Source organism: Streptomyces herbicida, from assembly GCF_032656585.1.
Classification (GTDB): domain Bacteria; phylum Actinomycetota; class Actinomycetes; order Streptomycetales; family Streptomycetaceae; genus Streptomyces; species Streptomyces herbicida.
The window spans coordinates 215,521-241,466 of the sequence record NZ_JAUYWJ010000001.1 but is presented as its reverse complement, the minus strand read 5'-3'; the positions used below and the strand labels follow the sequence as shown (position 1 = coordinate 241,466).

The 25,946-nt window shown below is 70.8% G+C and carries 26 protein-coding genes; 13 read left to right on the top strand and 13 right to left on the bottom strand.

Translation table 11 applies throughout. The features are described from left to right. The first annotated feature begins 70 nt into the window (after window positions 1-70). Window positions 71-1,261, top strand: coding sequence for a hypothetical protein (locus Q8A52_RS01055; RefSeq protein ID WP_316747725.1), 1,191 nt, complete (start codon window positions 71-73; stop codon window positions 1,259-1,261). 148 nt (window positions 1,262-1,409) lie between these two features. Here the strand turns inward: Q8A52_RS01055 and Q8A52_RS01050 are convergent, their stop codons facing one another. Then, window positions 1,410-2,099 carry a PH domain-containing protein gene (locus tag Q8A52_RS01050; protein ID WP_316747723.1) on the bottom strand — a complete coding sequence of 230 codons (690 nt, stop codon included), beginning with the start codon at window positions 2,097-2,099 and terminating at the stop codon, window positions 1,410-1,412. 113 nt (window positions 2,100-2,212) lie between these two features. On the opposite strand from Q8A52_RS01050, the gene deoC reads away from it, so the two are divergent. The 3 genes from deoC to Q8A52_RS01035 are packed head-to-tail and all read left to right on the top strand — an operon-like array spanning window position 2,213 to window position 5,525. Continuing rightward, complete coding sequence (deoC, locus tag Q8A52_RS01045) at window positions 2,213-3,166, top strand: deoxyribose-phosphate aldolase (RefSeq protein WP_316748726.1); 954 nt, start codon at window positions 2,213-2,215, stop codon at window positions 3,164-3,166. Between the two features lie 6 nt (window positions 3,167-3,172). Further along, on the top strand, window positions 3,173-4,630 hold the full coding sequence (locus Q8A52_RS01040) for an aldehyde dehydrogenase family protein (RefSeq protein WP_316747721.1): 1,458 nt from the start codon (window positions 3,173-3,175) through the stop codon (window positions 4,628-4,630). Further along, window positions 4,623-5,525 carry an aldehyde dehydrogenase family protein gene (locus Q8A52_RS01035; protein ID WP_316747718.1) on the top strand — a complete coding sequence of 301 codons (903 nt, stop codon included), beginning with the start codon at window positions 4,623-4,625 and terminating at the stop codon, window positions 5,523-5,525. The genes Q8A52_RS01040 and Q8A52_RS01035 overlap by 8 nt, the downstream gene beginning before the upstream one ends. 73 nt (window positions 5,526-5,598) lie before the next feature. On the opposite strand, the gene Q8A52_RS01030 is transcribed toward Q8A52_RS01035, so the two are convergent. Next, a complete protein-coding gene (locus Q8A52_RS01030) occupies window positions 5,599-6,003 on the bottom strand; it encodes a hypothetical protein (RefSeq protein WP_316747716.1) in 405 nt (134 codons plus the stop codon). 298 nt (window positions 6,004-6,301) lie between these two features. Between Q8A52_RS01030 and Q8A52_RS01025 the strand changes: the two genes are divergently transcribed. After that, complete coding sequence (locus tag Q8A52_RS01025; protein ID WP_316747714.1) at window positions 6,302-6,940, top strand: uridine kinase family protein; 639 nt, start codon at window positions 6,302-6,304, stop codon at window positions 6,938-6,940. Between the two features lie 185 nt (window positions 6,941-7,125). Here the strand turns inward: Q8A52_RS01025 and Q8A52_RS01020 are convergent, their stop codons facing one another. Continuing rightward, window positions 7,126-7,884: a SigE family RNA polymerase sigma factor gene (locus tag Q8A52_RS01020; RefSeq protein WP_316747711.1), complete on the bottom strand. Its 759-nt coding sequence runs from the start codon at window positions 7,882-7,884 to the stop codon at window positions 7,126-7,128. Between the two features lie 241 nt (window positions 7,885-8,125). On the opposite strand from Q8A52_RS01020, the gene afsQ1 reads away from it, so the two are divergent. The 5 genes from afsQ1 to Q8A52_RS00995 all read left to right on the top strand — a co-directional run bounded on the left by afsQ1 (window position 8,126) and on the right by Q8A52_RS00995 (window position 12,106). Beyond that, window positions 8,126-8,803 carry a two-component system response regulator AfsQ1 gene (gene afsQ1 / locus Q8A52_RS01015; RefSeq protein ID WP_263211969.1) on the top strand — a complete coding sequence of 226 codons (678 nt, stop codon included), beginning with the start codon at window positions 8,126-8,128 and terminating at the stop codon, window positions 8,801-8,803. Beyond that, entirely contained in the window at window positions 8,800-10,377 is a 1,578-nt protein-coding gene (locus Q8A52_RS01010; protein ID WP_316747706.1) for a HAMP domain-containing sensor histidine kinase, read from the top strand. The genes afsQ1 and Q8A52_RS01010 overlap by 4 nt, the downstream gene beginning before the upstream one ends. Continuing rightward, the gene (locus Q8A52_RS01005; protein ID WP_316747704.1) at window positions 10,374-10,976 is read left to right on the top strand and encodes a hypothetical protein; all 603 of its coding nucleotides are present in this window, start codon (window positions 10,374-10,376) and stop codon (window positions 10,974-10,976) included. Before Q8A52_RS01010 ends, Q8A52_RS01005 begins: the two co-directional genes overlap by 4 nt. A 93-nt stretch (window positions 10,977-11,069) precedes the next feature. Next, window positions 11,070-11,621, top strand: coding sequence for a VanZ family protein (locus Q8A52_RS01000; RefSeq protein ID WP_316747702.1), 552 nt, complete (start codon window positions 11,070-11,072; stop codon window positions 11,619-11,621). Window positions 11,622-11,905: 284 nt separating this feature from the next. After that, window positions 11,906-12,106, top strand: coding sequence for a PspC domain-containing protein (locus Q8A52_RS00995; protein WP_316747700.1), 201 nt, complete (start codon window positions 11,906-11,908; stop codon window positions 12,104-12,106). A 76-nt stretch (window positions 12,107-12,182) separates the two neighbouring features. On the opposite strand, the gene Q8A52_RS00990 is transcribed toward Q8A52_RS00995, so the two are convergent. Both Q8A52_RS00990 and Q8A52_RS00985 read right to left on the bottom strand, forming a co-directional pair. After that, window positions 12,183-12,536 (bottom strand): ATP-binding protein, encoded by a 354-nt coding sequence (locus Q8A52_RS00990; RefSeq protein WP_316747698.1) that lies wholly within the window; start codon window positions 12,534-12,536, stop codon window positions 12,183-12,185. A 150-nt stretch (window positions 12,537-12,686) separates the two neighbouring features. Beyond that, window positions 12,687-13,850, bottom strand: coding sequence for an adenosine deaminase (locus Q8A52_RS00985; RefSeq protein ID WP_316747696.1), 1,164 nt, complete (start codon window positions 13,848-13,850; stop codon window positions 12,687-12,689). Window positions 13,851-13,963: 113 nt separating this feature from the next. Here Q8A52_RS00985 and Q8A52_RS00980 point away from each other — a divergent pair, with 113 nt between their 5' ends. Next, entirely contained in the window at window positions 13,964-14,728 is a 765-nt protein-coding gene (locus Q8A52_RS00980) for an alpha/beta hydrolase (protein ID WP_316747695.1), read from the top strand. Between the two features lie 3 nt (window positions 14,729-14,731). Here Q8A52_RS00980 and Q8A52_RS00975 read toward each other — a convergent pair whose 3' ends face one another. Continuing rightward, window positions 14,732-15,691, bottom strand: coding sequence for a LysR family transcriptional regulator (locus Q8A52_RS00975; protein ID WP_316747693.1), 960 nt, complete (start codon window positions 15,689-15,691; stop codon window positions 14,732-14,734). Between the two features lie 63 nt (window positions 15,692-15,754). Between Q8A52_RS00975 and Q8A52_RS00970 the strand changes: the two genes are divergently transcribed. Together Q8A52_RS00970 and Q8A52_RS00965 are read left to right on the top strand one after the other, a co-directional pair. Beyond that, complete coding sequence (locus tag Q8A52_RS00970; protein WP_316747691.1) at window positions 15,755-17,032, top strand: MFS transporter; 1,278 nt, start codon at window positions 15,755-15,757, stop codon at window positions 17,030-17,032. 295 nt (window positions 17,033-17,327) lie between these two features. Continuing rightward, complete coding sequence (locus Q8A52_RS00965) at window positions 17,328-18,341, top strand: sigma-70 family RNA polymerase sigma factor (RefSeq protein WP_316747690.1); 1,014 nt, start codon at window positions 17,328-17,330, stop codon at window positions 18,339-18,341. On the opposite strand, the gene Q8A52_RS00960 is transcribed toward Q8A52_RS00965, so the two are convergent. From Q8A52_RS00960 to Q8A52_RS00930, 7 genes are all read right to left on the bottom strand, one after another. Then, complete coding sequence (locus tag Q8A52_RS00960) at window positions 18,225-18,611, bottom strand: STAS domain-containing protein (protein ID WP_316747687.1); 387 nt, start codon at window positions 18,609-18,611, stop codon at window positions 18,225-18,227. The two genes, Q8A52_RS00965 and Q8A52_RS00960, sit on opposite strands and share 117 nt — an antisense overlap. Window positions 18,612-18,763: 152 nt before the next feature. Beyond that, window positions 18,764-20,047, bottom strand: a complete 1,284-nt coding sequence (locus tag Q8A52_RS00955; protein WP_316747685.1) for a thymidine phosphorylase — start codon at window positions 20,045-20,047, stop codon at window positions 18,764-18,766. A gap of 75 nt (window positions 20,048-20,122) precedes the next feature. After that, a complete protein-coding gene (locus Q8A52_RS00950; RefSeq protein WP_316747683.1) occupies window positions 20,123-20,524 on the bottom strand; it encodes a cytidine deaminase in 402 nt (133 codons plus the stop codon). Further along, on the bottom strand, window positions 20,521-21,783 hold the full coding sequence (locus Q8A52_RS00945; protein ID WP_316747680.1) for an ABC transporter permease: 1,263 nt from the start codon (window positions 21,781-21,783) through the stop codon (window positions 20,521-20,523). Before Q8A52_RS00945 ends, Q8A52_RS00950 begins: the two co-directional genes overlap by 4 nt. Beyond that, entirely contained in the window at window positions 21,783-22,901 is a 1,119-nt protein-coding gene (locus Q8A52_RS00940) for an ABC transporter permease (protein WP_316747678.1), read from the bottom strand. The genes Q8A52_RS00945 and Q8A52_RS00940 overlap by 1 nt, the downstream gene beginning before the upstream one ends. Beyond that, a complete protein-coding gene (locus Q8A52_RS00935) occupies window positions 22,898-24,610 on the bottom strand; it encodes an ABC transporter ATP-binding protein (RefSeq protein WP_316748725.1) in 1,713 nt (570 codons plus the stop codon). The genes Q8A52_RS00940 and Q8A52_RS00935 overlap by 4 nt, the downstream gene beginning before the upstream one ends. Window positions 24,611-24,860: 250 nt before the next feature. Beyond that, on the bottom strand, window positions 24,861-25,910 hold the full coding sequence (locus Q8A52_RS00930) for a BMP family lipoprotein (protein WP_316747676.1): 1,050 nt from the start codon (window positions 25,908-25,910) through the stop codon (window positions 24,861-24,863). Window positions 25,911-25,946: the final 36 nt, after the last annotated feature.

Genomic DNA, 25,946 nt, shown 5'->3' with positions numbered 1-25,946 from the left:
GCTCCGCGCCCGGCCGCGCCCCCGGGGGACGGTGAACCGGTACCGCCCGCCGAGCACCGGAGCCGCCGCCGTGTCCTCCACCGCCCCCGACACCGCCCCCCGCGGGCACATCCCGGGCAGCCGGCGCCCCCCCACCCCGACCGCCGGCCCGCCGCGGGTGGTGCGCAGTCTCCGGCTCGCGGCTCCCGCCCTCGGCGCCTTTCTCGCCGTACGGCTCACGGGGATGCTGTTCCTCGCCCTGTGGGCGCACCGCCGGCACCACGGCATCTGGCCCATGCTGGCGACGCAGTGGGACGCCCGCTGGTACCTCGGGATCGCGGACCACGGGTATACACGGGTGCTGGGCACCACGTACGACTCGAACAACCTCGCGTTCTTCCCGCTCTACCCGCTGCTGGTGAAGGCCGTCGCCGCCGTCACGCCCGGCAGCCGGGCCGGCACCGGGCTGGGCATCGCCGTCGCCGCCTCCTTCCTCGCGGCCTGGGGCGTGTTCGCGGTGGGCGAGCGGTTGCACGGCCGCCACGCAGGGATCCTGCTCACCACGCTGTGGGCCGCGTTTCCGGTCGGACTGGTGCAGTGGATGGGGTACACCGAGTCGCCGTTCACGGCGTTCGCGGCCTGGACGCTGTACGCGGTGCTCGGCCGGCGCTGGCTGTGGGCCGGTGCGGGTGCCTGTCTGGCCGGACTGACCCGGCCGACCGGTATCGCGGTGGCGGCCGCGGTCGCCGTCGCCGCGCTGCTCGCCCTGCGCCGCGGCTTCTCGGCCCGGGCGCTGGCGGGCGCCCTCCTCGCCCCGCTCGGCTGGTGCGCGTACGTCGGCTGGGTGGGCCTGCGCCTGGGCCGCTGGGGCGGTTATTTCGCCGTACAGCGGCTGTGGCACAACGAGCTGGACGGCGGCCGGGAGACCCTGCGCCGGCTGCGGGAGCTGTTCGGCCGGGACTCCACACCCGAGCTGTTCCTGATCATGGTGACCGTGACCCTGCTCGTGTCCGCCGTGTTGTTCGCGCTGTCGGTGTGGGACCGGCAGCCGTTGCCGCTGCTGGTGTTCACCGGTGTCCTGCTGACGATCGCCCTGGGCAGCGGCGGTGTCTACTTCCCGCGCGCCCGCTTTCTGCTCCCCGCCTTCCCGCTGCTGCTGCCGCTCGCCCTGCACCTGTCCCGCGCCTCCCGGCGGCACCGTGCGCTGGTGCTGACGGCGGCGGTGGCGGTCTCGGCGTACTGCGGCGCATACATGCTGCTGGTGTGGCCGAGCGCGCCCTGATCCGGACCCGCGCTCACGGCAGGCACCTCCCGAATACGGCAGCGGGACGAGCGCGGCCGTCCGGACGACCGTGAAGAGGACACCCGGCGGCGACAGCGGGCGGCGGCCGTCCCGTACCCCGTCCCAGACCGTCAAGCCGGTGGTCGGCTCACCACACCGCCAGCAGGATCGCCAGCAGCACCGCCCCGGCCACCGCGGGCGCGGCGATCTCGTAGGCCCAGCGGACCGTGACCTCGCCCTGTGCCGTCTCCGCCTGCTCGTGGCTCTCCAGGAGCTGACGGAGGTCGTCCATGACCTGGTCGGTCTGCGCGCGGGTCTGCCCGCCCGGTGCGGCGGTGTCCCGCGCCCCGCCGAAGCCGAGGCCGCCGCGCGCCGACGCCCCCGGTCTGCCGCCGCCACGTGTCTCCGCGGCGGCCCGGTCCTGGCGCCGCGTGGCCTTCTTGCGGGCCCGGAGGGAGACGGGGATGGCCCAGAGCTGGTACTTGGTGCCGGACTTGGCGACGACCTCGTTGGAGTAACCGGAGCGCAGGGAGGCGACCTCGCCCCAGGGCAGGGTGATCACGCGGAAGGGGTTGCGGATGCGCAGCCGGTCCTCGTTGGCGAACACGGCCGGGCGCAGGGTGAAGGCGACCACCAGCGGGACCAGCAGGATCAGGGTGGCCAGCGCCAGCCAGGGCGCGTGGCCGTGCCCCCTGGTCAGCGCGTCGATGCCGAGCCACAGGACGATGGCGAGCAGCATCACACCGCCCGCGATCCCCGTGGGGGAGCGGTAGATCCGGTCCCTCGCGGCGGGCACCGGAGGCTGTGGCGCGGGTGACTGGTGGTCCGGGGTCGTCATGGTCCCGATTCTGCCCGACGCCGCCGACGGTGCTCATACGTGGTCGCGGAGCACGCGATGAGCATCCGGGGGTATACAGCCGCTACGCGCGTAGATATGCTCGTCTGGTGACCATGCCCATTACTGCACCCGCTGCCCTCGCTGACGTCACCGCGTCCGACAGCACGCTGCGCCGCTTCCTCCATGGGCTGCCCGGCGTCGACGCGGTGGGCCTGGAGGCGCGCGCCGCCTCCCTCGGCACCCGCTCCATCAAAACCACCGCGAAGGCGTACGCCATCGACCTCGCCATCTCGATGGTCGACCTGACGACGCTGGAAGGCGCGGACACCCCGGGCAAGGTCCGGGCGCTCGGCGCCAAGGCGGTCCACCCCGACCCGACGGACCGTACGACCCCGACGACGGCGGCCGTGTGCGTCTACCCCGACATGGTGGCAGTCGCCAAGGAGGCCGTCGCCGGTTCCGGCGTCAAGGTCGCCTCGGTCGCCACCGCCTTCCCGGCCGGCCGCGCCGCCCTGGACGTGAAGCTGGCCGACGTGCGAGACGCCGTCGCCGCGGGCGCCGACGAGATCGACATGGTCATCGACCGCGGGGCGTTCCTCGCGGGCCACTACATGAAGGTGTACGACGAGATCGTCGCCGTGAAGGAGACCTGCGGGACGTCCGCCCGTCTGAAGGTCATCTTCGAGACCGGCGAGCTGTCCACGTACGACAACATCCGGCGGGCGAGCTGGCTCGGGATGCTGGCCGGGGCCGACTTCATCAAGACCTCGACCGGCAAGGTCGGCGTCAACGCGACCCCCGCGAACACCCTCCTCATGCTGGAGGCCGTCCGCGACTTCCGCGCCCAGACCGGCATCCAGGTCGGCGTGAAGCCCGCCGGCGGCATCCGCACGTCCAAGGACGCCATCAAGTTCCTGGTCCTGGTCAACGAGACCGCGGGCGAGGACTGGCTGGACAACCACTGGTTCCGGTTCGGCGCCTCCTCGCTGCTGAACGACCTGCTGATGCAGCGCCAGAAGCTGGCCACCGGCCGCTACTCCGGCCCCGACTACGTGACGGTGGACTGATCCCCCATGGCTTTCGATTACGCACCCGCACCCGAGTCCCGCTCGGTCGTCGACATCGCGCCCTCGTACGGCCTGTTCATCGACGGCGAGTTCACCGAGGCCGCCGACGGCAAGGTCTTCAAGACGGTCAGCCCGTCGACCGAGGAGGTTCTCTCCGAGGTCGCCCAGGCCGGCGAGGCCGACGTCGACCGCGCGGTCAGGGCCGCCCGCAAGGCGTTCGAGAAGTGGTCCGCGCTGCCCGGCTCCGAGCGCGCCAAGTACCTGTTCCGCATCGCGCGGATCATCCAGGAGCGCAGCCGCGAGCTGGCCGTCCTGGAGACGCTGGACAACGGCAAGCCGATCAAGGAGACCCGCGACGCCGACCTCCCCCTGGTCGCCGCGCACTTCTTCTACTACGCGGGCTGGGCGGACAAGCTCGACTACGCCGGGTTCGGCCGGAGGACGACAAATGGGCACAGCGGGGCGAACCCGCGGCCGCTGGGCGTGGCCGGCCAGGTCATCCCCTGGAACTTCCCGCTCCTGATGCTGGCGTGGAAGATCGCCCCGGCGCTGGCGACCGGCAACACGGTCGTCCTCAAGCCGGCCGAGACCACCCCCCTCTCGGCGCTGTTCTTCGCGGACATCTGCCGCCAGGCGGGCCTGCCCAAGGGCGTCGTCAACATCCTTCCGGGCTACGGCGACGCGGGTGCCGCGCTCGTCGCGCACCCGGACGTCAACAAGGTCGCCTTCACCGGCTCCACGGCCGTCGGCAAGGAGATCGCCCGCACGGTCGCCGGCACCCGCAAGAAGCTCACCCTCGAACTGGGCGGCAAGGGCGCCAACATCGTCTTCGACGACGCCCCGATCGACCAGGCCGTCGAGGGCATCGTGACCGGCATCTTCTTCAACCAGGGCCAGGTGTGCTGCGCGGGCAGCCGTCTCCTCGTCCAGGAGTCGGTCCACGACGAGCTGCTGGAGTCCCTGAAGCGCCGCCTGTCCACGCTGCGCCTCGGCGACCCGCTGGACAAGAACACCGACATCGGCGCGATCAACTCCGCCGAGCAGCTCTCCCGCATCACCTCGCTCGCCGAGCAGGGCGAGGCGGAGGGCGCCGAGCGCTGGTCCCCAGCCTGTGAACTGCCGACCTCCGGCTACTGGTTCGCCCCGACGCTGTTCACGAACGTCACCCAGGCGCACACCATCGCCCGCGACGAGATCTTCGGCCCGGTGCTGTCGGTCCTCACCTTCCGTACGCCCGACGAGGCCGTGGCCAAGGCCAACAACACGCAGTACGGCCTGTCGGCGGGCATCTGGACGGAGAAGGGTTCGCGGATCCTCGCCGTGGCCGGCAAGCTCCGTGCGGGCGTCGTCTGGTCCAACACGTTCAACAAGTTCGACCCGACCTCGCCCTTCGGCGGCTACAAGGAGTCGGGCTTCGGCCGCGAGGGCGGCCGCCACGGCCTGGAGGCGTACCTCGATGTCTGACAAGACCGAAAAGACTGAGCGACTCTCCGTCTTCAAGACCTACAAGCTGTACGTCGGCGGGAAGTTCCCGCGTTCCGAGAGCGGCCGGGTGTACGAGGTGACGGACTCGAAGGGCAACTGGCTGGCGAACGCGCCGCTTGCGTCGCGCAAGGACGCCCGTGACGCGGTGGTCACCGCGCGCAAGGCGTTCGGGGCGTGGTCGGGCGCGACGGCGTACAACCGGGGTCAGATCCTCTACCGCGTCGCGGAGATGCTGGAGGGCCGCAAGGAGCAGTTCGTCCGGGAGGTCGCCGACGGCGAGGGTCTGTCCAAGTCCAAGGCCGCGGCCCAGGTGGACGCCGCGATCGACCGCTGGGTCTGGTACGCGGGCTGGACCGACAAGATCGCCCAGGTCGTGGGCGGCGGCAACCCGGTCGCGGGCCCGTTCTTCAACCTCTCCTCTCCCGAGCCGACGGGTGTGGTCGCCGTACTTGCGCCGCAGGAGTCGTCCTTCCTCGGTCTGGTCTCGGTGACCGCCCCGGTGATCGCGACCGGCAACACGGCGGTCGTGATCGCGAGCGAGAAGTCCCCGCTTCCGGCGCTGTCCCTGGGCGAGGTGCTGGCCACCTCCGACCTGCCCGGCGGTGTCGTCAACGTGCTCTCCGGCCGTACGGCGGAGATCGCGGCGCCCCTCGCCGCGCACCAGGACGTCAACGCGATCGACCTCGCGGGCGCCGACGAGGTGCTGGCGAAGGAGCTGGAGATCGCGGCGGCCGACAACCTGAAGCGCGTTCTTCGTCCACAGCCTGTGGATTATTCGGCGACGCCGGGCATCGACCGTATGACGGCGTTCCTGGAGACGAAGACCGTCTGGCACCCGACCGGGTCGCTGGGCGCCTCGGGCTCGTCGTACTGAGCCCGGACACAGACCGAGAGCCGCGCCGCCCCTCCGTCCGGGGGCGGCGCGGCTCTCCTCGTGACGGCGGGCGTCAGCCCAGTCCGCCCAGCAGCTTCGCCGCCTGCCCCACCACGGGCACCGCACCGAGGGACTGCGCCTGCGCCACCGGCCCGGTCAGGGCCTTGGAGGTGATGGGCCTGAAGTCGGCGAGCTGGGTGCCGACTCCGTTGTCGAGCGGGTCGGCTCCGGTGCCCGCGAGGGGGTTCGGCTTGAGGCCGGCGACCGGACCGAGGGCGTAGCCCAGCGTGCCGGTCAGGCTCTGCGTGCCCGCCGCCGGGTCGACGCTGCCGAGCGAGGTGGACCGCGACGGCATGTCGACGAGCGGGCCGGCGGCGGACGCCGTCGCCGCGCCCGCCCCCAGGGCCGCTCCGGCGGTCGCGAGCGCGATCAGGGCGCGCCGCGCGGTCGGGTTGTGGGTGGACGCGTGTCGGGCCATTTCTGGTGCCGCCTTCCGGTGCACAAGGTAATCGAGTCGACACAAAGGGTAGTTGAGGTGCGAGGCACACTCAAAAGCCGACCCATGCCGATTCACGCCACACCGGCAGCAATTGAGGCGCAACGAACTCCCCGAAGCCGACCCGCAGCAGAGCCGTACGCGCCACGACCGCGGCTGCCGAATCCGCCCCCTGCGCACGGTGATCTCACGGGCACGAGGGGAAGTGTTGTGTGACGCACGCGCCAAAGCCGACCCGTGGGGTCGGCAGGAGGCTCGCCATACGTCAAACTGGTGTTCCGTGAGCATTCATCCCCCGTCTCCCGCCCGTGTCGTGCTGCTGTGCGGCCCCTCGGGCTCGGGCAAGTCACTCGTCGCCGCCCGTTCCGGGCTCCCCGTGCTGCGCCTCGACGACTTCTACAAGGAGGGCGACGACCCGACGCTGCCGCTGGTGGAGGGGAGTTCGGACATCGACTGGGACCACCCGCTGTCATGGGACGCGGACGTCGCGGTCGAGGCCATCGCCCGGCTGTGCGCGACGGGGTCGACGACCGTACCGGTGTACGACATCTCGCTGAGCGCGCGGACCGGCGAGGAGTCGCTGTGCATCGACCGCACCCCGCTGTTCATCGCGGAGGGCATCTTCGCCGCCGAGATCGTGGCGCGCTGTGGTGAGCTGGGCATCCTGGCCGACGCCCTGTGTCTGAACCGCGGGCCGTTCACCACCTTCCGGCGCCGCTTCCTGCGGGACCTGAAGGAGGGCCGCAAGTCGGTGCCGTTCCTGCTGCGCCGTGGCTGGCGGCTGATGCGCGCGGAGCGGTCGATCGTCGCCCGCCAGGTGTCGCTGGGCGCCCACTCCTGCGACCGTGACGAGGCACTGGGCAGGCTGGCGGCCGCGGCGGCGGGCCGTCAGGTACGGGCGGCGCAGACGGCGGCCTAGCCGAGCGCAGGAGCCGTACACACGGAAACGGGACTGGACGGACCCCCCGGCCCTCCAGTCCCGCTTTCCTGCGCTCCCCCGCGTCCCCCGTGGTGGAGCTCCCCCGTACTTCCCCCGTGAGTCCCCCCGGACCCCCGTTTCCCCCGTCGAGCCCATGAGCGGCCTCCGGCCGCGGGCTCCGACCTTCAGGCGACCAGCTCGCCGAAGGCGTTCTCCTCGTCGCGGCCGAAGCTGAGGACCTCGTCCTCGCGCAGCCGGCGGAGCGACCGCCAGATGCTGGACTTCACCGTGCCGACACTGATGTCGAGGATCTCCGCGATCTCCGGGTCCGTGCGGCCCTCGTAGTAACGGAGGACCAGCATGGTGCGCTGGAGTTCGGGCAGCCGGGCCAGCGCCTGCCACAGGACCGCGCGCAGTTCCGTGCCGCGCATCGCGTCCGTGTCACCGGGCGTCTCCGGCAGTTCCTCGGTCGGGTACTCGTTGAGCTTGCGGCGCCGCCAGGCGCTGATGTGCAGGTTCGTCATGGTGCGGCGGAGGTATCCGCCGACCGCCGCCTTGTCACTGATCCGGTCCCACGCCTTGTAGGTCGAGAACAGCGCGCTCTGCAGCAGGTCCTCGGCCTCGAAGCGGTCACCGGTCAGGTGGTAGGCGGTCGCGTACAGGGAGGCGCGGCGCTCCTGGACGTAGGCGGTGAACTCCGCCTCCGTCAGCGAGCGGCGCTCCCCCGTGTCCTCCCTGTACGCGGTTCCCCCGTGGGCCCCCGTGACCCCCGTGTTGCTTCCCCCCGTGCGAGCGTCAACCACCGACATGTACGTGGTGTGCTGACGCCCGGTGCCGCGAGCGCACCCCCGCCCGCTCACGGCACCGGACTTCTCGGAACCCCGGTTCACGTCGTGCAGCCGCGTGATCACTGCGCTGGTGCTCATGCTGTGCAGCGTGTTCATCTCGCGCCCCCCGTCGTGGACTTCCGGTGTTCGGTCTTGCTTCGGCTTGCTTCCTTGCCTGTGCCGAAAAGCTTGCCCGGGGACCTTCATGGCCGTGTCCGCCGACTGTCACAGACCTGTCACAGGGGTCGGCCACAGGGGAATCACGGAATGTGCACAGGTGGTGGCGGTAGCGCGATTCCGGGCAGCTCCCGGCCCCACAGCTCGTACGAAAGCCCCTCCATGGGCCAGAATGAGCCCCGTGCCTTCCCTGTTGCTGATCGAGGACGACGACGCCATCCGCACGGCCCTGGAGCTCTCACTGACGCGCCAGGGACACCGTGTGGCCACCGCTGCCACCGGTGAGGACGGACTGAAACTGCTGCGTGAGCAGCGACCGGATCTGATCGTGCTGGACGTGATGCTGCCCGGCATCGACGGGTTCGAGGTGTGCCGGCGTATCCGGCGCACGGACCAGCTGCCGATCATTCTGCTGACCGCGCGCAGCGACGACATCGACGTGGTGGTCGGGCTGGAGTCCGGCGCCGACGACTATGTCGTCAAGCCCGTGCAGGGCCGTGTGCTGGACGCCCGCATCCGGGCCGTGCTGCGGCGCGGGGAACGGGAGTCGAGCGACTCGGCGACCTTCGGCAGCCTCGTCATCGACCGCTCGGCGATGACCGTGACCAAGAACGGCGAGGACCTGCAGCTCACACCGACCGAGCTGCGGCTGCTCCTGGAGCTGAGCCGGCGGCCCGGACAGGCGCTGTCCCGGCAGCAGTTGCTGCGGCTGGTGTGGGAGCACGACTACCTGGGTGACTCCCGGCTGGTGGACGCGTGCGTGCAGCGGCTGCGCGCCAAGGTGGAGGACGTGCCGTCGTCCCCGACGCTGATCCGTACCGTGCGTGGTGTCGGCTACCGCCTGGACACTCCTCAGTGACGGACGCGCAAGGGGGTATCCGCGGCTGGGCCGCGGGTCGCAAGGGAACCGTGTCACGGCTGCGCTTCACCAGTCTGCGGCTGCGTCTGGTCGTGGTCTTCGGGCTGGTGGCGCTGACGGCCGCCGTGTCGGCGTCGGGCATCGCCTACTGGCTCAACCGGGAGGCCGTGCTCACCCGCACCCAGGACGCGGTGCTGCGCGACTTCCAGCAGGAGATGCAGAACCGCGCGGGCGCGCTGCCCGTGCACCCCACCCAGGACGAACTGCAGCGCACCGCGGGCCAGATGGCCAACAGCAGCCAGCGCTTCAGCGTGCTGCTGGTCGGCGAGGACGCGAACGGCAACACGGTGTACGGCAACTCCGGCGGCCTGAACGGGTTCGCGCTGGAGGAGGTGCCCAAGTCGCTGCGCGCCGCGGTGAACAAGCAGCAGGAGGTGACCGGCAGCAACAAGTCGCCGTACCACCTGTACTGGCAGCGGATCGTCGAGCGCGGCACCCCGTATCTGGTGGCCGGCACGAAGGTGATCGGCGGCGGTCCCACCGGCTACATGGTGAAGTCCCTGGAGCCGGAGGCGAAGGACCTCAACTCCCTCGCCTGGTCGCTCGGTATCGCCACCGGGCTCGCGCTGATCGGCTCGGCGCTGCTCGCGCAGGCCGCCGCGACGACCGTGCTCAAGCCGGTCCACCGGCTCGGGGTGGCCGCCCGGCGGCTCGGCGAGGGCAAGCTCGACACCCGGCTCAGGGTGTCGGGCACCGACGAACTCGCGGATCTGTCGCGGACGTTCAACAACGCGGCCGAGGCGCTGGAGAAGCGGGTCGACGACATGGCCGCTCGGGACGAGGCGTCCCGGCGCTTCGTCGCCGACATGAGCCACGAACTCCGTACGCCGCTCACCGCCATCACCGCCGTCACGGAGGTGCTGGAGGAGGAGCTGGACTCGGAGGCCGGGAGCATGGACCCGATGATCGAGCCCGCCGTACGGCTGGTGGTGAGCGAGACCCGGCGGCTGAACGACCTCGTCGAGAACCTGATGGAGGTCACCCGCTTCGACGCGGGCACCGCCCGGCTGGTCCTGGACGACGTCGACATCGCCGACCAGATCACCGCCTGCATCGACGCCCGTGCCTGGCTGGACGCGGTGGAACTGGACGCCGAGCGCGGCATCCACGCCCGCCTCGACCCACGGCGCCTGGACGTCATCCTCGCCAACCTGATCGGCAACGCGCTCAAGCACGGCGGGTCGCCCGTGCGGGTGTCGGTGCGCATCGCCGACGACGAGCTGGTCATCGCCGTACGGGACCACGGCCCCGGCATCCCCGAGGACGTCCTGCCGCACGTCTTCGACCGCTTCTACAAGGCGAGTGCCTCCCGTCCGCGCTCCGAGGGCAGCGGCCTCGGCCTGTCCATCGCCCTGGAGAACGCCCATATCCACGGCGGCGAGATCACCGCCGCCAACTCGCCCGAGGGCGGCGCGGTGTTCACGCTGCGGCTGCCCAGGGACGCCTCGCGGCTCACCGAGGAGAACGACGACAAGGGCGGCCCGTCCGACGGTTCCAAGGAAGGGGCGTCATGAACGCTCGACGCCTGCTGGCGCTCCCGCTCCTCGCCGCCGTGCTCACCGGGTGCGGCATCCGGGCCACCGAGGTGCCGACCGACTTCGGCGCGGCGCCCTCGCGGGTGCCGTGCTCGCTGGCCGAGCCGGATCTGTCGGCCCAGTCCTCCCGGGGCGTGCCCGTGCAGGTCTTCCTGCTGTGCCGGGCGTCGCTGGTGACCGTGGACCGGTCGGTGCGCGTCCCGGACGGTACGCCCGACGCCAAGCGGCGGGTGATCGTGGCACAGGGCCTGCTGGACCAGCTCGCCGAGTCGCCCTCGCCCAGTGAGCGGGACGCGGGGTACACGACGTACGTCCACGGCGGGATGAGCGTGAGCGGCCCGCGCCCCAGGGACCCCGAGGACACGCTGCGGCTGAGCACGGCACCGCAGGAGCTCACTTCGTACGCCCTCGCCCAGATCGTCTGCACGTTCTCGGACTCGGCGGCGGCCGAGGGCGACGGCTCGGTGATCCTGGGCGGGCCGGGCAACGAGCCGCTGCGACGGTACGAGTGCACCGACGACGTCCGGTCCCGGCCGGGCAGCACGGAGCCGCCCTCCAGCGAGGTGACGGCGGGCTGACGGCCGGCCGAACCCCTGGTGTGTGGGAGGCCTCATGCACGCACGCGTGACGGATCCGGAACCGATCGTGCACACGGGCGCGTCTTGGGGGGCGTGCAGCGTCAAGGCTCCATCGGCGGCAGTGCCGCGATCCGCATCCGTACGACGGGAGGTGTCCTCCTCGTCGCACACCTCGCATTCGTCGCCTGGCTCATGTTGCGGCCGCTGGACGTCCCCTGGGTGATGCCCGCCAATCTGCGCCCGCTCGCCGGCATCCGGGCCGACCTGGCGCTGGGCTGGCCGGAGGCGGCCAGACGGATCGGCGAGGGCCTGGGGCTGCTGGCGCCGCTGGGCGTGCTGCTGCCGATGGCCCACGGCAGGCTCACCGTCTCCCCGCTCGCCTCCCTGATCCGTACGGCGGCCGCGGGCGCCCTGATCTCCCTGGGCATCGCCCTGCTGCAGACCGGCGTGCCGGGCCGGGTCGTGGACGTCGACTCGCTCCTGCTGAACACGGCGGGCGTGGCACTGGCCCACCTCGCCGTCGTCCCGGCGGGCCGCTCCTGGCTCCGCCGCAGGGACAAGCGGACGAGCCACACGGCAGCCCCCCAGGAGGAGGCACCTCAGGGTCGCACCCCGACGATTCCCAGGGTCGGCATCGCACCCTAGAGCGACGCCGATTCCGCTCGGGCTCCGTAACGTTGCAGACAGATGGGCAGCCAACCGGCCCACACCGACCAACAGCCAGGGCCCACCAACGCCCCCTTTCCCAACGCGCCGGCCGCGAGGGAACCGAAGGGGTGCGCCGGTGTCGAGAGGGCGTGGGCGTCCCCCCTGCTCGAACGAAGTTGAGAGCTTGGGGGAGCGCGGAGGCCCGAAGGGCCGAGCACGACCGGGCTCTCGACACCGGCACAAGGCGCCCGCAGGCGACCGAGCCATCAAAGGAGCGCGACATGTCTGCACTCGCCCGCCCCACCCAAGGCCGCATGATCGGCGGAGTCTGCGCCGCGCTGGCACGGCGCTTCGGTACCTCCGCGACGACGATGCGGGTGATCTTCCTGGTGTCCTGCCTGCTGCCGGGCCCGCAGTTCCTGCTCTACATAGCGCTGTGGATCCTGTTCCCGTCGGAGGAGAAGGCACGGACGGCCTGGTGAGCCCCCTTCTGCCCCGCACACGCCGTTGGGGCGCCCCGGAGCTCCGGGGCGCCCCAACGGCGTGTGGGGATTCGGGTCAGCCGAGCGGGATCCCGTTCACCGGCAGGCCGTGCGTGGGCAGTCCCTGCAGCGGCAGACCGCCGAGGAGACCCTTGACCGGCGCGGTGGGGCCCTGGGCGAGCACCTTCTCGGCGGCCGGCTGGGCGGCGGCCAGGCCCGTGCCGACCACGGCCTGCCCCTGGGTGAGCGCCTCACCGGCACCGGGCAGTGCCTTGCCGACGTTCTCGGCCGGCAGCGTCTTGGTGACGCCGTCCAGGGCCTGGGTGGCGTCCGGGACGGCCGGGGCCGCGTTGGCCGCGCCGGCGCCTACGGCAGCGAAGGCGGCACCGAGGGCGGCGACACCGAGGGTCTTGGCAGCAGACTGCTTCATGGTGAATGCGTCCTTGAATGCGATGACGGGGAATCAATAACGTTCTGAGCGGTCCACGACCGTAAACAGGCCGGGCCGCCCGCCGCAAACACCGAAATGCGGACGGATTGTGAAGCCCGTCCGCATTCCGTGCACCCCGTCCGCCTTCGATCAGCCCTCGGAATCGACAGAACCGCTGGTGGAAGCGGTCTGCCGGAACAGCCATTCGGATTTCAGCTCGGCATATCCGGGCTTGATGACGTCATTGATCATGGCCAGCCGTTCATCGAAAGGAATGAACGCTGATTTCATCGCATTGACGGAGAACCACTGCATGTCGTCGAGCGTGTAACCGAATGCTTCGACGAGGTGCTCGAATTCCCGGCTCATGCTGGTGTGGGACATCAGACGGTTGTCCGTGTTCACGGTGGCCCGGAAGTGCAGCCGGCGCAGCAGCCCGATCGGGTGTTCGGCGTACGAGGCCGCGGCCCCGGTCTGCAGGTTGGAGCTCGGGCACATCTCCAGCGGGATGCGCTTGTCCCGTACGTACGAGGCGAGCCGCCCGAGCTTCACCGAGCCGTCCTCGTGGACCTGGATGTCGTCGATGATGCGCACCCCGTGCCCCAGCCGGTCGGCGCCGCACCACTGGAGGGCCTGCCAGATGGACGGCAGTCCGAAGGCCTCACCGGCGTGGATGGTGAAGTGGTTGTTCTCGCGCTTGAGGTACTCGAACGCGTCGAGGTGCCGGGTGGGCGGGTAGCCGGCCTCGGCTCCCGCGATGTCGAAGCCGACGACGCCCAGGTCGCGGTAGCGGTTGGCGAGTTCCGCGATCTCCAGGGCGCGGGCCGCGTGCCGCATGGCGGTGAGCAGGGCGCCGACCCGGATGCGGTGGCCGCTCTCCCGGGCGAGCCGCTCGCCCTGCCGGAAGCCCTCGTTGACGGCCTCGACGACCTCTTCGAGGCCGAGCCCGCCCTCCAGGTGCTGTTCGGGCGCGTAGCGCACCTCGGCGTAGACGACCCCGTCCTCGGCGAGGTCCTCGGCGCACTCGCGGGCGACCCGGATCAGCGCGTCGCGGGTCTGCATCACACCGACGGTGTGCGAGAAGGTCTCCAGGTACCGCTCCAGGGAGCCGGAGTCGGCCGCGTCTCGGAACCAGACGCCGAGCTTGTCGGGATCGGTCTCGGGGAGCTGGGAGTAGCCCGTTTCCCGGGCCAGTTCGACGATGGTCCCGGGACGGAGACCGCCGTCGAGATGATCGTGCAGCACAACCTTGGGCGCCCGGCGGATCTGGTCCGGCGTCGGGATGGTCCCAGTCTGGGCAGTCTGGCTCGTCATTTCCGCACTCTAACGCCTACGCGCGTAGACGGCTCGGTGTACGAATTCGTCGATACGTAACGGTGACCCCACGGACGGGTCGCGTACACCCGTGCTTCTGACACTGTTCTGTCATGGCACAGCAATCGGCGCCGGTGCGAACGGCCAGGCTGGGAAAGGCAGTCGGCCAGGAGCCGACGGCGGTCAGCGGGGTGGTGCTGCTGCTCCCCGGCGGTGAGGAGGTCTCGGCCAGAAGGCCGTCCTCCGTATGGGCGACGGCCTCCGTCCGCTCCCTGGGCAGGACACTCGCGCGCGCGGGGCGCGGCGAGGGGCTGGCCACCCATGTCGTCCACTACCGCTATCGCGGCTGGAACGGCAGCGAGGCGCACCTGGCGGCGGACGCGGCCTGGGCCGTGGACGAGGTCCTGCGGCGTTACGGCGACGTCCCCGTGTGCCTGGTGGGCGTGGGGATGGGCGGCCGGGCGGCGCTGCGCGCGAGCGGGCACGAGGCGGTGAACTCCGTGGTGGCGATCGCCCCCTGGCTGCCGGAGGACGATGTCGCGGCCGCGCCGGAGCCGGTGAAGCAGCTCGTGGGACGCCGGGTGCTGATCGTGCACGGCACCAATGACGAGCGGACCGATCCCGAGCTGTCCTTCCGGCTGGCGGCGCGGGCGAAGAAGGCGAACCGGGAGGTGTGCCGGTTCGAGGTGCATGCGGACGGACACGCGTTGCACCAGTACCGCGACGAGGTCCACGCGCTCGCCTCGGACTTCGTGATGGGTGCGCTGTTCGGGCATCCGCTCTCCCGCCCGGTGGAGGACGCGCTGGCCGCTCCGCCGCCCCTGGGGCTGCGGATGCCGCTGGCGGTGGGGTTCGGGCGTTCGCTGCACCGGGCGTGACGTTCAGGCGAGCAGATTCCCCCGCTTCGATAGCAGGAACTTCTTGAACGCGGCGACCGGCGGTGTATCCGGATGGCCGTCGAGCCATGCCACGCCGATCTCCCGTACCGCCCGCGGCGCCGTGACCGTGAGCTCCACGACCCCCGGGCGGGGGAAGGGCGGCGGGGGCAGCAGGGCGACGCCGAGCCCTGCCGCGACCAGACCGCGCAGGGTCTCCGCCTCCTCGCCCTCGAAGGCGACCTTCGGCTTGAAGCCGGCCTCCCGGCACAGGTCGTCGGTGATGCGGCGCAGACCGTAGCCGGGCTCCAGGGTGACGAAGGTTTCGTCGGCGGCCTCGGCGAGGCGGATGCGTCTGCGGCCGGACAGGGGGTGGTCGGCGGGGACGACCAGACGGAGCTTCTGCTCGTCGAGGCGGCGGGCCACCAGGTCGGGGGCGTCCGGGACCGGGGAGGTCAGACAGAGGTCGAGTTCGCCCGCCCGCAGGCCTTCGAGCATCGCCTCGCCGTAGTTCTGGACGAGGCTGAAACGGACGCGCGGATGGTCGGCGCGGAAGGCGTGGAGAAGGCCGGGGACCGTCTCGGCGCCCATGGTGTGCAGAAAGCCGAAGGCGACCTTGCCGGTGGCCGGGTCCGCGTCGGCGCGCACCTCGTCGGCCGCGCGCTCGATCTCCGCGAGGGCGCGTTCGACGGAGGTGAGGAAGGTGCGGCCGGCCGGGGTGAGGGAGACCGTGCGGCCGCGGCGGGCGAACAGGTCGACGCCGAGGTCGCGCTCCAGGCGGACCATGGCCCGGGACAGGGTCGACTGCGGGACCTGGGTCTCCTGCGCGGCCCGGGTGACGTGCTCGGTGCGGGCGACCGCGGCGAAGTAGGCGAGGCGCGGGGCGAGCAGCCGCGCCATGTCGGCCGTGTCTTCTGTGTCACTGGACGGTGACAGGCGGGGCTGTGACCTCTGCTGATGCACCATGGGAACGATTATGACGAGTCCATGCATTGGACGGATGAGTCGGGGCGTACGTAGCTTCGAGGCATGTCTCCCGCCAGTACCGGGGCGTCCACCGCCGTGGGCGCCGTCCCGTCCGTCTCCGCTCCCGACTCCCGTATGGCCCCGGGCGGCCCCGGCTACCGCCGGATGAGCCTCGCCCTCTTCCTCGCCGGTGTCGCGACCTTCGCGCTCCTCTACTCCACGCAGGCGCTGCTGCCGCTGATCTCCGGCGAGTTCGGGGTGGCGGCGAGCGAGGCGAGCTGGACGGTGGCCGCCGCGACGGGCGGTCTGGCGCTGTTCGTCCTGCCGATGAGCGCGCTGTCGGAGCGCTTCGGCCGCCGTACGGTCATGACGGCCTCGCTGGCGGTCGCGGTGTCCGTCGGCCTGCTGGTCCCCTTCGCGCCCTCGATCGGCGCGCTGGTGGTGCTGCGGGCGGTCCAGGGCGCGGCGCTGGCCGGGCTGCCGGCGTCGGCGACGGCGTACCTGGCCGAGGAGGTCCGGCCGAATGCCCTGATCACGGCGATCGGGCTGTTCGTCGCGGGCAACAGCGTCGGCGGGATGAGCGGCCGGGTCATCACCGGCTGGGTGGCGCAGGAGTGGGGCTGGCGGGTGGCCGTCTCGGTGATCGGCGCGATCGCGGTCGGCTGCGCGGTGGCCTTCCGTCTGCTGCTGCCGGCTCCGCGGCACTTCAAGGCGGGCTCGCTGCGCCCGCGCGTCCTCGCCCGCACGGTCCGCGACCATCTGTCCGACCCGCTGCTGCGTCGGCTGTATGCGATCGGCGCGCTGTTCATGACGGTGTTCGGCGGTGTGTACACGGTGATCGGCTACCGCCTGACGGAGGAGCCGTTCGGGCTGCCGCAGGGCATCGTCGGCTCTGTCTTCCTGGTGTATCTGGTCGGCACGGTCTCGGCGTCGACGGCGGGGCGACTGGTCGGCCGCCTGGGCCGCCGGGGCGCGCTCTATCTGGCCGCCGGCACGACGGCCACGGGACTGCTGCTGTCCCTGGCCGACTCGCTCCCGCTGGTCCTGCTGGGCCTGGTCCTGATCACGGCGGGCTTCTTCGCGGGCCACGCGGTGGCGTCCTCGGCGGTCAGCAGGACGGCCACCCGCGGCCGCGCCCAGGCCGCCGCCCTCTACCAGTCCGCGTACTACATCGGCTCCAGCACCGGCAGCACGGTGGGCGCGATCGCCTTCCACGCGAGCGGCTGGGCGGGGACGGTCGGCGTCGGTGTCCTTGCGGTGCTCGGCGTCGTGACGATCACGGTGCTCGGCTCACGGGCGGCGCGGGTTGCGGCGCGCAGGGAAGTCGTCGCCGCGCACTGAACCGTCCGCTCCGCGTTCCGGCTGACGGTGATGGCCGCGCAACAGGACATCACCGTCGTCGTGGCCGAACCGGCCTGCACCCCGAAGTGGGGCGCGCCCAGCACTGGTCAGCCCCTCACCACCCCGCCCCACTGGATCACTCACCACGACGCTGCGGCCGGTGGCGATCGGACGACGCGCCCTCGGGCACCTGCTTCCTTCGCTCCGGGGGCCATTGTCAGTGGGCTGCGGTAGCTTCCGAAGTGCTGGGAGCGCAAAGGCGCGTCACAGGAACGGCCACAGGGGTGGGTGGACGATGGGCAACGGCACGGCGACGACGGACCTCGACGTCGCACTGGAGAAGCACCGCACCGAGCTGACCGGCTACTGCTACCGCATGCTCGGCTCCGCCTTCGAGGCCGAGGACGCGGTGCAGGACACCCTGGTCCGGGCCTGGCGGAGCTACGACAAGTTCGAGGGCCGCTCCAGCCTCCGCTCCTGGCTGTACCGGATCGCGACGAACGTCTGCCTGGACATGCTGACGGCGGGCAACAAGCGCGCGCGGCCGGTGGATCTGTCGGACTCGACGCCCCTGGCCCAGGCCGCCCTCTCCCCCCGTCCGGACAACACCTGGCTGGAGCCGGTGCCGGACGCGCGTGTGCTGCCCACGGTCGGCGACCCGGCGGAGGCCGCCGTCGCCAAGGAGTCGATCCGGCTCGCCTTCATGGCGGCCCTGCAGCACCTTCCGCCCAAGCAGCGGGCGGTGCTGATCCTGCGCGAGGTGCTGGCCTGGAGGGCGAGCGAGGTCGCCGAGCTGCTGGGCACCACGGTGGCCTCGGTCAACAGCGCGCTGCAGCGGGCGCGGGCGACGCTCGCGGAGCGGGAGGACAAGGGTGCCGGGGCGGCGGTGTCCGACCCGCTGGACGAGGAGCAGCAGAAGCTCCTGGAGCGCTATGTGAAGGCGTTCGAGGGGTACGACATGACGGCGCTGACGGCGCTGCTGCACGAGGACGCCGTCATGACGATGCCGCCGTTCGACCTGTGGCTGACCGGCCACGACGACATCACGGGCTTCATGACGACCCTGGGCTCCGCCTGCGTCGGCTCCCGCCTGCTGCCGGTCGAGGTCAACGGCCTGCCCGGCTTCGCCCAGTACAAGCCGGACCCGGAGGCAGGGGGATTCACCCCCTGGTCCATCCAGGTCCTGGAAATATCAGACGGCCGACTGACCGGGTTCCACTTCTTCCTCGACACGAAGCGGTGGTTCCCGCTGTTCGGCCTGCCCCTCCACCTCGAAGCGGAGACCGACGAGATCGAGGAGGGCGTGTAGCGCCGGGTCGGGATCCCGAAGCCGTATCCGCCCCCCGGCCCGCCGCGCGGCCAGCTCCAGCCGGGCGAGCAGATCGACGGCCCCGAGCCCGGGTGGCCCGAGCCCGCCCACATCACATACGACGACACCGCCTCCGGTGACCTCCAGCAGTGCCCGCACGTCGTCACAGAGCCCGCTCACCTCGTCCTGTGCGACGGGTCCGGGCAGCTCGAGTACGGCGGGTGTCTTGGCGTCCACGTGCTGTAGACCGGGCGGGCGGGGCTGACTCATCGGCCGCCGTGGTTACTTGGCTGGGAACTCGCCGGTGTCCAAGGTGAGACCGAAGGGCTCGGGCAGGTCGACGGCGGCGCCGAACCCGGACGCGTGGAACGGGACCGGCGAGGGTCCGCCGGTCCCGTTCACCCGAAACGGAAATCCCCTGTTCAGGCGATTCGTTCCAGCACCACCGGGGTCGCCGAGAACTCCGTGCCGGGCGCCGCGATGTCGTACGAGCCCGCCACCGCCTGCAGGGCGTAGTCGAAGCGCTCGGGGGTGTCGGTGTGCAGGGTCAGGAGGGACTGGCCCTCCGTCACCGTGTCGCCGGGCTTGGCGTGCATCTCGACGCCCGCGCCCGCCTGCACCGGGTCCTCCTTGCGGGCGCGGCCCGCGCCCAGGCGCCAGGCGGCGATGCCGATGTCGTAGGCGTCGAGGCGGGTGAGAACGCCCGAGGACGGGGCCTTGACCACGTGCTGTTCCTTCGACGTGGGCAGCGTGGCGTCGGGGTCGCCGCCCTGGGCCGCGATCATGCGGCGCCAGACGTCCATCGCCGAGCCGTCGGCCAGGGCCTTCGCCGGGTCCGCGTCCTTCACGCCGGCGGCGTCGAGCATCTCGCGGGCGAGCGCGATCGTCAGCTCGACCACGTCCGCCGGGCCGCCGCCCGCCAGGACCTCGACCGACTCGCGGACCTCCAGGGCGTTGCCCGCCGTGAGGCCGAGCGGGGTGGACATGTCCGTGAGGAGCGCGACCGTCTTCACGCCGTGGTCGGTGCCCAGGCCGACCATCGTGGACGCCAGTTCGCGGGCATCATCGAGCGTCCGCATGAAGGCGCCCGTGCCGACCTTCACGTCCAGGACCAGCGAGCCGGTGCCCTCGGCGATCTTCTTCGACATGATCGAGGAGGCGATCAGCGGGATCGCCTCGACCGTGCCGGTGACGTCCCGCAGGGCGTACAGCTTCTTGTCGGCGGGCGCGAGGCCATCGCCGGCCGCGCAGATGACCGCGCCCGTGGTGTCGAGGACGTGCAGCATCTCCTCGTTGGAGAGCAGGGCCCGCCAGCCCGGGATCGACTCCAGCTTGTCCAGCGTGCCGCCGGTGTGGCCGAGGCCCCGGCCCGACAGCTGCGGGACCGCCGCGCCACAGGCGGCCACGAGGGGGGCCAGCGGGAGCGTGATCTTGTCGCCGACGCCGCCCGTGGAGTGCTTGTCCGCGGTCGGACGGGACAGGGACGAGAAGTCCATGCGCTCGCCGGAGGCGATCATGGCCGCCGTCCAGCGGGCGATCTCACGGCGGTTCATGCCGTTGAGCAGGATGGCCATCGCGAGCGACGACATCTGCTCGTCGGCGACCTCGCCGCGCGTGTACGCGTCGATGACCCAGTCGATCTGCTCGTCGCTGAGCTCACCGCGGTCCCGCTTGGTGCGGATGACGGAGATGGCGTCCATGGCCATGGCGTGCGTTCCTTCCGGGAGGTGCGAAACACGCGGCCCCTCCGATCGGATCTGCTCGGAGGGGCCGCGGTGGAGTTACTTGCTGAGATGGTCCGGGCCGAAGGCCTGCGGGAGCATCGCGGAGAGCGGCAGGACGCCCTCCGGGGTGTCCACCAGCAGGTCGGCCCCGCCGAACTCGTAGAGCAGCTGGCGGCAGCGGCCGCACGGGACGAGCAGCACACCCGTACCGTCCACGCAGGTGAAGTGCGTCAGGCGGCCGCCGCCCGTGCGCATGAGCTGGGACACCAGCCCGCACTCGGCGCACAGGCCGATGCCGTACGAGGCGTTCTCGACGTTGCAGCCGGTGACGATGCGCCCGTCGTCGACCAGGGCCGCGACGCCGACCGGGAAGCCGGAGTACGGGGCGTACGCGTGGGACATGGCCTCGCGGGCCTCCCCACGCAGCGCCTCCCAGTCGAAGTCGGCGGCCGTGGTCACTTGCCCTGCCCCTTCCGGTACGGCAGGCCGTCCGCCTTCGGCATCCGCAGGCTCTGCGCGGAAAGCGAGAGCACGAGCAGGGTGACGATGTACGGGGTCGCCGTGACGAGCTGACGCGGCACCTCGTTCGTGGTGGCGTACCAGACGAACATCAGCGCCGAGATCACGACGGTGATGACGGCTGGGACGAACCTCTTCTTCCAGGCCAGGTACGCCGCGCCGAACACCAGCAGGATCGCGAGCAGCAGGATCAGTGCGTGCACGTTCACCGTACCGCCGCGCAGGTTGAGGCTGTCGGTGTAGCCGAACAGCCCCGCGCCCAGGGCGAGGCCGCCCGGCATCCAGTTACCGAAGATCATCGCGGCGAGACCGATGTAGCCGCGGCCGGCCGTCTGGCCGTCCAGGTACACGTTCGAGGCCACGATGGACAGGAACGCACCGCCGAGGCCGGCGAAGGCGCCCGAGATGATCACGGCGATGTACTTGTACTTGTAGACGTTGACGCCGAGGGACTCGGCCGCCACCGGGTTCTCGCCGCAGGAGCGCAGCCGCAGACCGAAGGCGGTGCGCCAGAGCACCCACCAGGTGACCGGGACGAGGGCGACCGCGATGACGGTGAGCGGCGACAGGTCGGTGACCAGACCGCCGACCAGGCCGGCGATGTCCGAGATCACGAACCAGTGCTTCTCGTTGAGCGTGTTCAGCCAGTCGGACAGGCCCGGGATGTCGAAGGAGCCCAGCGAGTCGATCGGCGGGGACTGCTTGGAGGAGCCCTGCGGGGCGTTCTCGAAGGTGAACTTCGACAGATAGCGGGTGGTGCCGAGGGCCAGGATGTTCAGGGCCACACCGGAGACGATGTGGTTGACGTTGAAGGTCACCGTGGCGATGGCGTGCAGGACGGCACCGAGGGCACCGCCGACGATACCGAGGACGACACCGGCCCACGGGCCCCACTGGTAGCCGGCCCAGGCGCCGAACCAGGTGCCGAGGATCATCATGCCCTCGAGGCCGATGTTGACGACGCCCGAGCGCTCCGACCACAGGCCGCCGAGACCGGCGAGGCCGATCGGCACGGCGAGGCGCAGCGCGGTGGACATCTGGCCGGTCGAGGTGATGCCGTCGGCGCCGGTGATGAGACGGACGGCGGAGGTCAGGACCAGCACACCCGCGATGATCAGCAGGAGTACCGGGAGCGAGATACGGCGGCTTCCCGGGGCGGGCTGCTTCGCCTGCGGCTTGGCGATGGTCGCGGTGCTCATCAGGCCGCCACCTCCTTCTTGGTGTTCTGGGCGGCGGCGGCCAGCTCGGCGCCGACCCGGCTCTGCTGACGGCGCAGACCCCACTGGCGGACGAACTCGTACGAGATGACGACCGCGAAGACGATCAGGCCCTGCATGATCGTGGCGATCTCCTTCGGGTACGCCTCCGGAGTCGCGTAGTCGAGGGCGGGCGAGGCCTTGTCGAGGAAGGCCCACAGGAGGGCGGCGAACGCGATGCCGCCCGGGTTGTTGCGGCCTAGCAGGGCGATGCCGATGGCGGTGAAGCCGAGGCCCGTCGGGAAGCTCAGGCTGTAGGTGTGGCTCTCGCCGAGCAGCAGCGGCAGACCGGCCAGGCCCGCGACCGCGCCGGAGATCAGCATGGAGACCAGCACCATGCGCTTGGCGCTGACGCCGGAGGCCGCGGCGGCGGTCTCGGAGGCGCCGGTGGCGCGCAGGTCGAAGCCGAAGCGGGTGCGGTTGAGGACCAGCCAGTACAGGACGCCCAGCAGGACCGCGAGGAAGACCAGGCCGTAGATCTCACCGACGTCGGAGCCCAGATTGATGCCGGGGACCCAGCCGGACTTGTGCATGATGCCGGTCGTCGCGTTGTTGCCGACCTGCACGCCCCACACGCTGGTGAGGGTGACGTAGCCGATCACACTGGTGGCGATCGCGTTCAGCATGATCGTCGCGACGACCTCGCTGACACCCCGGGTGACCTTCAGGACGCCCGCGATGCCGGCCCAGAAGGCGCCGGTGCACATGGCGACCAGCAGAAGCACCGGGACCTGCAGGAAGCCCGGCAGGGCGAGGTGCGCGCCGACGATGGCGGTCATCACCGCGGCGAGGCGGTACTGGCCGTCGACGCCGATGTTGAACAGGTTCATCCGGAAGCCGAGGGCGACACCGATGGCTGCGATGTAGTACAGCGACGCCTGGTTGATGATCAGAACCTGGACGTCCGAGTACGGCAGCTGCTCCAGCATCAGCGTGTACGGCTCGACCGGGTTCTTGCCCGAGGCGATCAGGACGACCGAGGTCAGCACGATCGCCAGGACGAGCGCGATGACCGGGCCGGCCACCGCGAGGAGCATCCGCTCCTTGTCGAACTTCTTCATCGGGCCTCGTCCTCCGGACCGGCGTCTGCCTCGTCTTCTGTGGCGGTGTCTACGTGTTCCAGGTGACCGGACGCGGCACCCGTCATGGCCGAGCCCAGCTCCTCCGGCGTGATGGTGGCGGGGTCGGCATCCGCGACCAGCCTGCCGTCGTAGATCACGCGCAGGGTGTCCGACAGGCCGATCAGCTCGTCCAGGTCGGCGGAGATCAGCAGCACGGCCAGGCCCTCGCGGCGGGCCTCCCGGATGCGGTCCCAGATCTGCGCCTGGGCGCCGACGTCCACACCGCGGGTGGGGTGGGCGGCGATCAGGAACTTGGGGTCGTGGCTCATCTCGCGGCCGACGATCAGCTTCTGCTGGTTGCCGCCGGAGAGGGAGGCCGCGGTGACGTCGATGCCGGGGGTACGGACGTCGAACTCCTCGACGATCCGGCGGGTGTCGGCCTGGGCGCCCTTGGGGTCCAGCCAGAAGCCCTTGGCGTTGGGCCGCTCGGTGACGTGGCCGAGGATGCGGTTCTCCCACAGCGGGGCCTCGAGGAGCAGGCCCTGGCGGTGGCGGTCCTCGGGGATGTAGCCGACGCCCGACTCACGGCGCTTGCGGGTGGGCCAGGGGGTGATGTCCTCGCCGAGGAAGTGGATGGAGCCGGAGTCGGCGTGCTTCAGGCCGATCAGCGCGTCGATGAGCTCGGTCTGGCCGTTGCCCTCGACACCGGCGATGCCCATGACCTCACCGGCGTGGATGGTGAAGGTGACGTCGTCGAGGACGCGCTTGGCCTGGCCGGGGGTGGTGGCCTCGGTGAGGACGTCGGCGCCCGCCGATGCGCCGGCCGAGCCGGCCGTAGCGGTCTCGGGCTGCGCGCCGGCCTCCCCGAGGGAGGCGCCGCCGCGGGCGTACACGGTGAGTCCCCTGACCTCGATGACGGCCCGGTCGGTCACCGTCGACTCGGCGGTCTCCGGCGTGGGCAGCTCGCTGCCGACCATCATCTCGGCGAGCTGGCGCGAGGTGGTCTCGGAGGGGATCGCCGTGCCGACCGTCGTACCGCGGCGGATGACGGTGATGTCGTCGGCCACGGAGAGCACCTCGCCCAGCTTGTGCGAGATGAAGATGACGGAGAGGCCCTCGGCCTTGAGCTCGCGCAGGTTGTCGAAGAGCGCGTCGACCTCCTGCGGGACGAGCACGGCGGTCGGCTCGTCGAGGATCAGGGTCGTGGCACCGCGGTAGAGGACCTTGAGGATCTCGACGCGCTGGCGGTCGGCGACGCCGAGGTCCTCGACGAGGACGTCGGGGCGGACACCGAGGCCGTAGCGGTCGGAGATCTCCTTGATCTTCTTGCGGGCGCCGCCGCCGATGCCGTACAGCTTCTCGCTGCCCAGCACGACGTTCTCCAGGACGGTCAGGTTGTCGGCCAGCATGAAGTGCTGGTGGACCATGCCGATGCCACGGACGATGGCGTCGGCGGGCGACGAGAAGGTGACCTGCTCGCCGGCGACCGCGATGGTGCCCTCGTCCGGCTTCTGCATGCCGTAGAGGATCTTCATCAGGGTCGACTTGCCGGCGCCGTTCTCGCCGACGAGGGCGTGGACGGTGCCCTTTCGGACAGTCAGGTGGATGTCGTGGTTGGCAACGACACCCGGGAATCGCTTGGTGATCCCCGCCAGCTCGACCGCGACTGTCGACTCTGCGGTGAGCGGAGGGCTGCTGGACGCGTCGATGGCGCACTCTCCTCGGGAAAGGGGCCGCTCTACGCGCGTAGCGCCCCTGCTTTAAATAGTGCCCGGACCTGACCGATCTCGTTTCGTACCCGACTCGATCCGTTCCGAGCATTCTGCCGCGCGAACGGGGCGCGGGCGGCCTTGGCGGGTGACGCCAGAACCGATCCTTCCCGTGCCCCGTTCCGTGGCCGTAACGCTGCCATTACAGCGCTCTTTTGGCCATGCCTACGACAGGCCTACGACACTCCCGTCAGGAGGTCTTCACCACGATGGTGCCGTTCTTGATGCCCGCTTCGGCCTTCTTGATCGCGGCCTGGATGCCCGCGTTGTTCTTGAAGGCCGGGTTGGACTCGGCGATGCCCACGCCGCCCGACTTGAGGTCGCCACGGACCTCGCCCGACAGGGGCTTCTTGTCGACGACGGACTTGGTGAGGTCGTACACCGCACCCTCGACGTTCTTGAGGGCCGAGGTCAGGATGTAGTTCTTGTACTTCGCCAGCGCGTCCTGCTTGTACTGGTCGGAGTCCACGCCGATGGCCCAGATCTTGTGCTCGGCGGCGGCCTTGATGACACCCTGGCCGGACAGGCCCGCGGCGGCGTAGATCACGTCGGCGCCCGAGTCGATCTGGCCCTTGGCGGCGTTCTCACCCTTGTCGGGGCTGGAGAAGCCACCCTCCTGCGGCGTCTGGGTCAGGTACTGCTTCTCGATCTTGATCTTCGGGTTGACCGACTGCGCACCCTGGATGAAGCCCGCCTCGAACTTGTGGATCAGCGGGATGTCCACGCCACCGATGAAGCCGATGTGGTTCTTCTTGGTGGCCTTGGCGGCCGCGACACCGGCCAGGTAGGAGGACTGCTCCTCGTGGAACACCATGTCGGCGACGTTCTTCGACGTGATGCTGTTGTCGTCGATGATGCCGAAGGTGATCTTCGGATACTTGGCCGCGACCTCCTTGACGGCCGGCGCGTACACGTAGCCGACACCGACGATCGGGTTGTAGCCCGACTTGGCCAGCTGCTCCAGGCGCTGCACCTTGTCCGCGTCGGTCTCGTTGTCGCTGGGCTCGACGTCCCGGCCGCCGATCTTGAACTCCGTCTGCGCCTTCTCGAAACCGGCGTAGGCGGCGTCGTTGAAGGACTGGTCGCCCTTGCCGCCGATGTCGTAGGCCAGACCGATGCCCTTGCTCTTGGCGCCTTCGGCGGAAGAGGAGCTGGTCGAGCTGCTGCCACAAGCGGACATGGTGACGGCGAGGGCCGCGGTTGCGGCGCCTGCGATCGCGATACGGGACACCCGGCGCATGGAACGTGACTCCTTTGTGCAAGCGCCCATACCAGG

Coding starts and splice junctions, on each gene's coding strand:
- Q8A52_RS01050 (WP_316747723.1), bottom strand. CDS start 2,099: ATGACGACCCCGGACCACCAGTCACCCGCGCCACAGCCTCCGGTGCCC.
- deoC (WP_316748726.1), top strand. CDS start 2,213: ATGCCCATTACTGCACCCGCTGCCCTCGCTGACGTCACCGCGTCCGAC.
- Q8A52_RS01040 (WP_316747721.1), top strand. CDS start 3,173: ATGGCTTTCGATTACGCACCCGCACCCGAGTCCCGCTCGGTCGTCGAC.
- Q8A52_RS01035 (WP_316747718.1), top strand. CDS start 4,623: ATGTCTGACAAGACCGAAAAGACTGAGCGACTCTCCGTCTTCAAGACC.
- Q8A52_RS01030 (WP_316747716.1), bottom strand. CDS start 6,003: ATGGCCCGACACGCGTCCACCCACAACCCGACCGCGCGGCGCGCCCTG.
- Q8A52_RS01020 (WP_316747711.1), bottom strand. CDS start 7,884: ATGAACACGCTGCACAGCATGAGCACCAGCGCAGTGATCACGCGGCTG.
- Q8A52_RS01005 (WP_316747704.1), top strand. CDS start 10,374: ATGAACGCTCGACGCCTGCTGGCGCTCCCGCTCCTCGCCGCCGTGCTC.
- Q8A52_RS00995 (WP_316747700.1), top strand. CDS start 11,906: ATGTCTGCACTCGCCCGCCCCACCCAAGGCCGCATGATCGGCGGAGTC.
- Q8A52_RS00990 (WP_316747698.1), bottom strand. CDS start 12,536: ATGAAGCAGTCTGCTGCCAAGACCCTCGGTGTCGCCGCCCTCGGTGCC.
- Q8A52_RS00985 (WP_316747696.1), bottom strand. CDS start 13,850: ATGACGAGCCAGACTGCCCAGACTGGGACCATCCCGACGCCGGACCAG.
- Q8A52_RS00980 (WP_316747695.1), top strand. CDS start 13,964: ATGGCACAGCAATCGGCGCCGGTGCGAACGGCCAGGCTGGGAAAGGCA.
- Q8A52_RS00975 (WP_316747693.1), bottom strand. CDS start 15,691: ATGGTGCATCAGCAGAGGTCACAGCCCCGCCTGTCACCGTCCAGTGAC.
- Q8A52_RS00970 (WP_316747691.1), top strand. CDS start 15,755: ATGTCTCCCGCCAGTACCGGGGCGTCCACCGCCGTGGGCGCCGTCCCG.
- Q8A52_RS00965 (WP_316747690.1), top strand. CDS start 17,328: ATGGGCAACGGCACGGCGACGACGGACCTCGACGTCGCACTGGAGAAG.
- Q8A52_RS00960 (WP_316747687.1), bottom strand. CDS start 18,611: ATGAGTCAGCCCCGCCCGCCCGGTCTACAGCACGTGGACGCCAAGACA.
- Q8A52_RS00955 (WP_316747685.1), bottom strand. CDS start 20,047: ATGGCCATGGACGCCATCTCCGTCATCCGCACCAAGCGGGACCGCGGT.
- Q8A52_RS00945 (WP_316747680.1), bottom strand. CDS start 21,783: ATGAGCACCGCGACCATCGCCAAGCCGCAGGCGAAGCAGCCCGCCCCG.
- Q8A52_RS00940 (WP_316747678.1), bottom strand. CDS start 22,901: ATGAAGAAGTTCGACAAGGAGCGGATGCTCCTCGCGGTGGCCGGCCCG.
- Q8A52_RS00930 (WP_316747676.1), bottom strand. CDS start 25,910: ATGCGCCGGGTGTCCCGTATCGCGATCGCAGGCGCCGCAACCGCGGCC.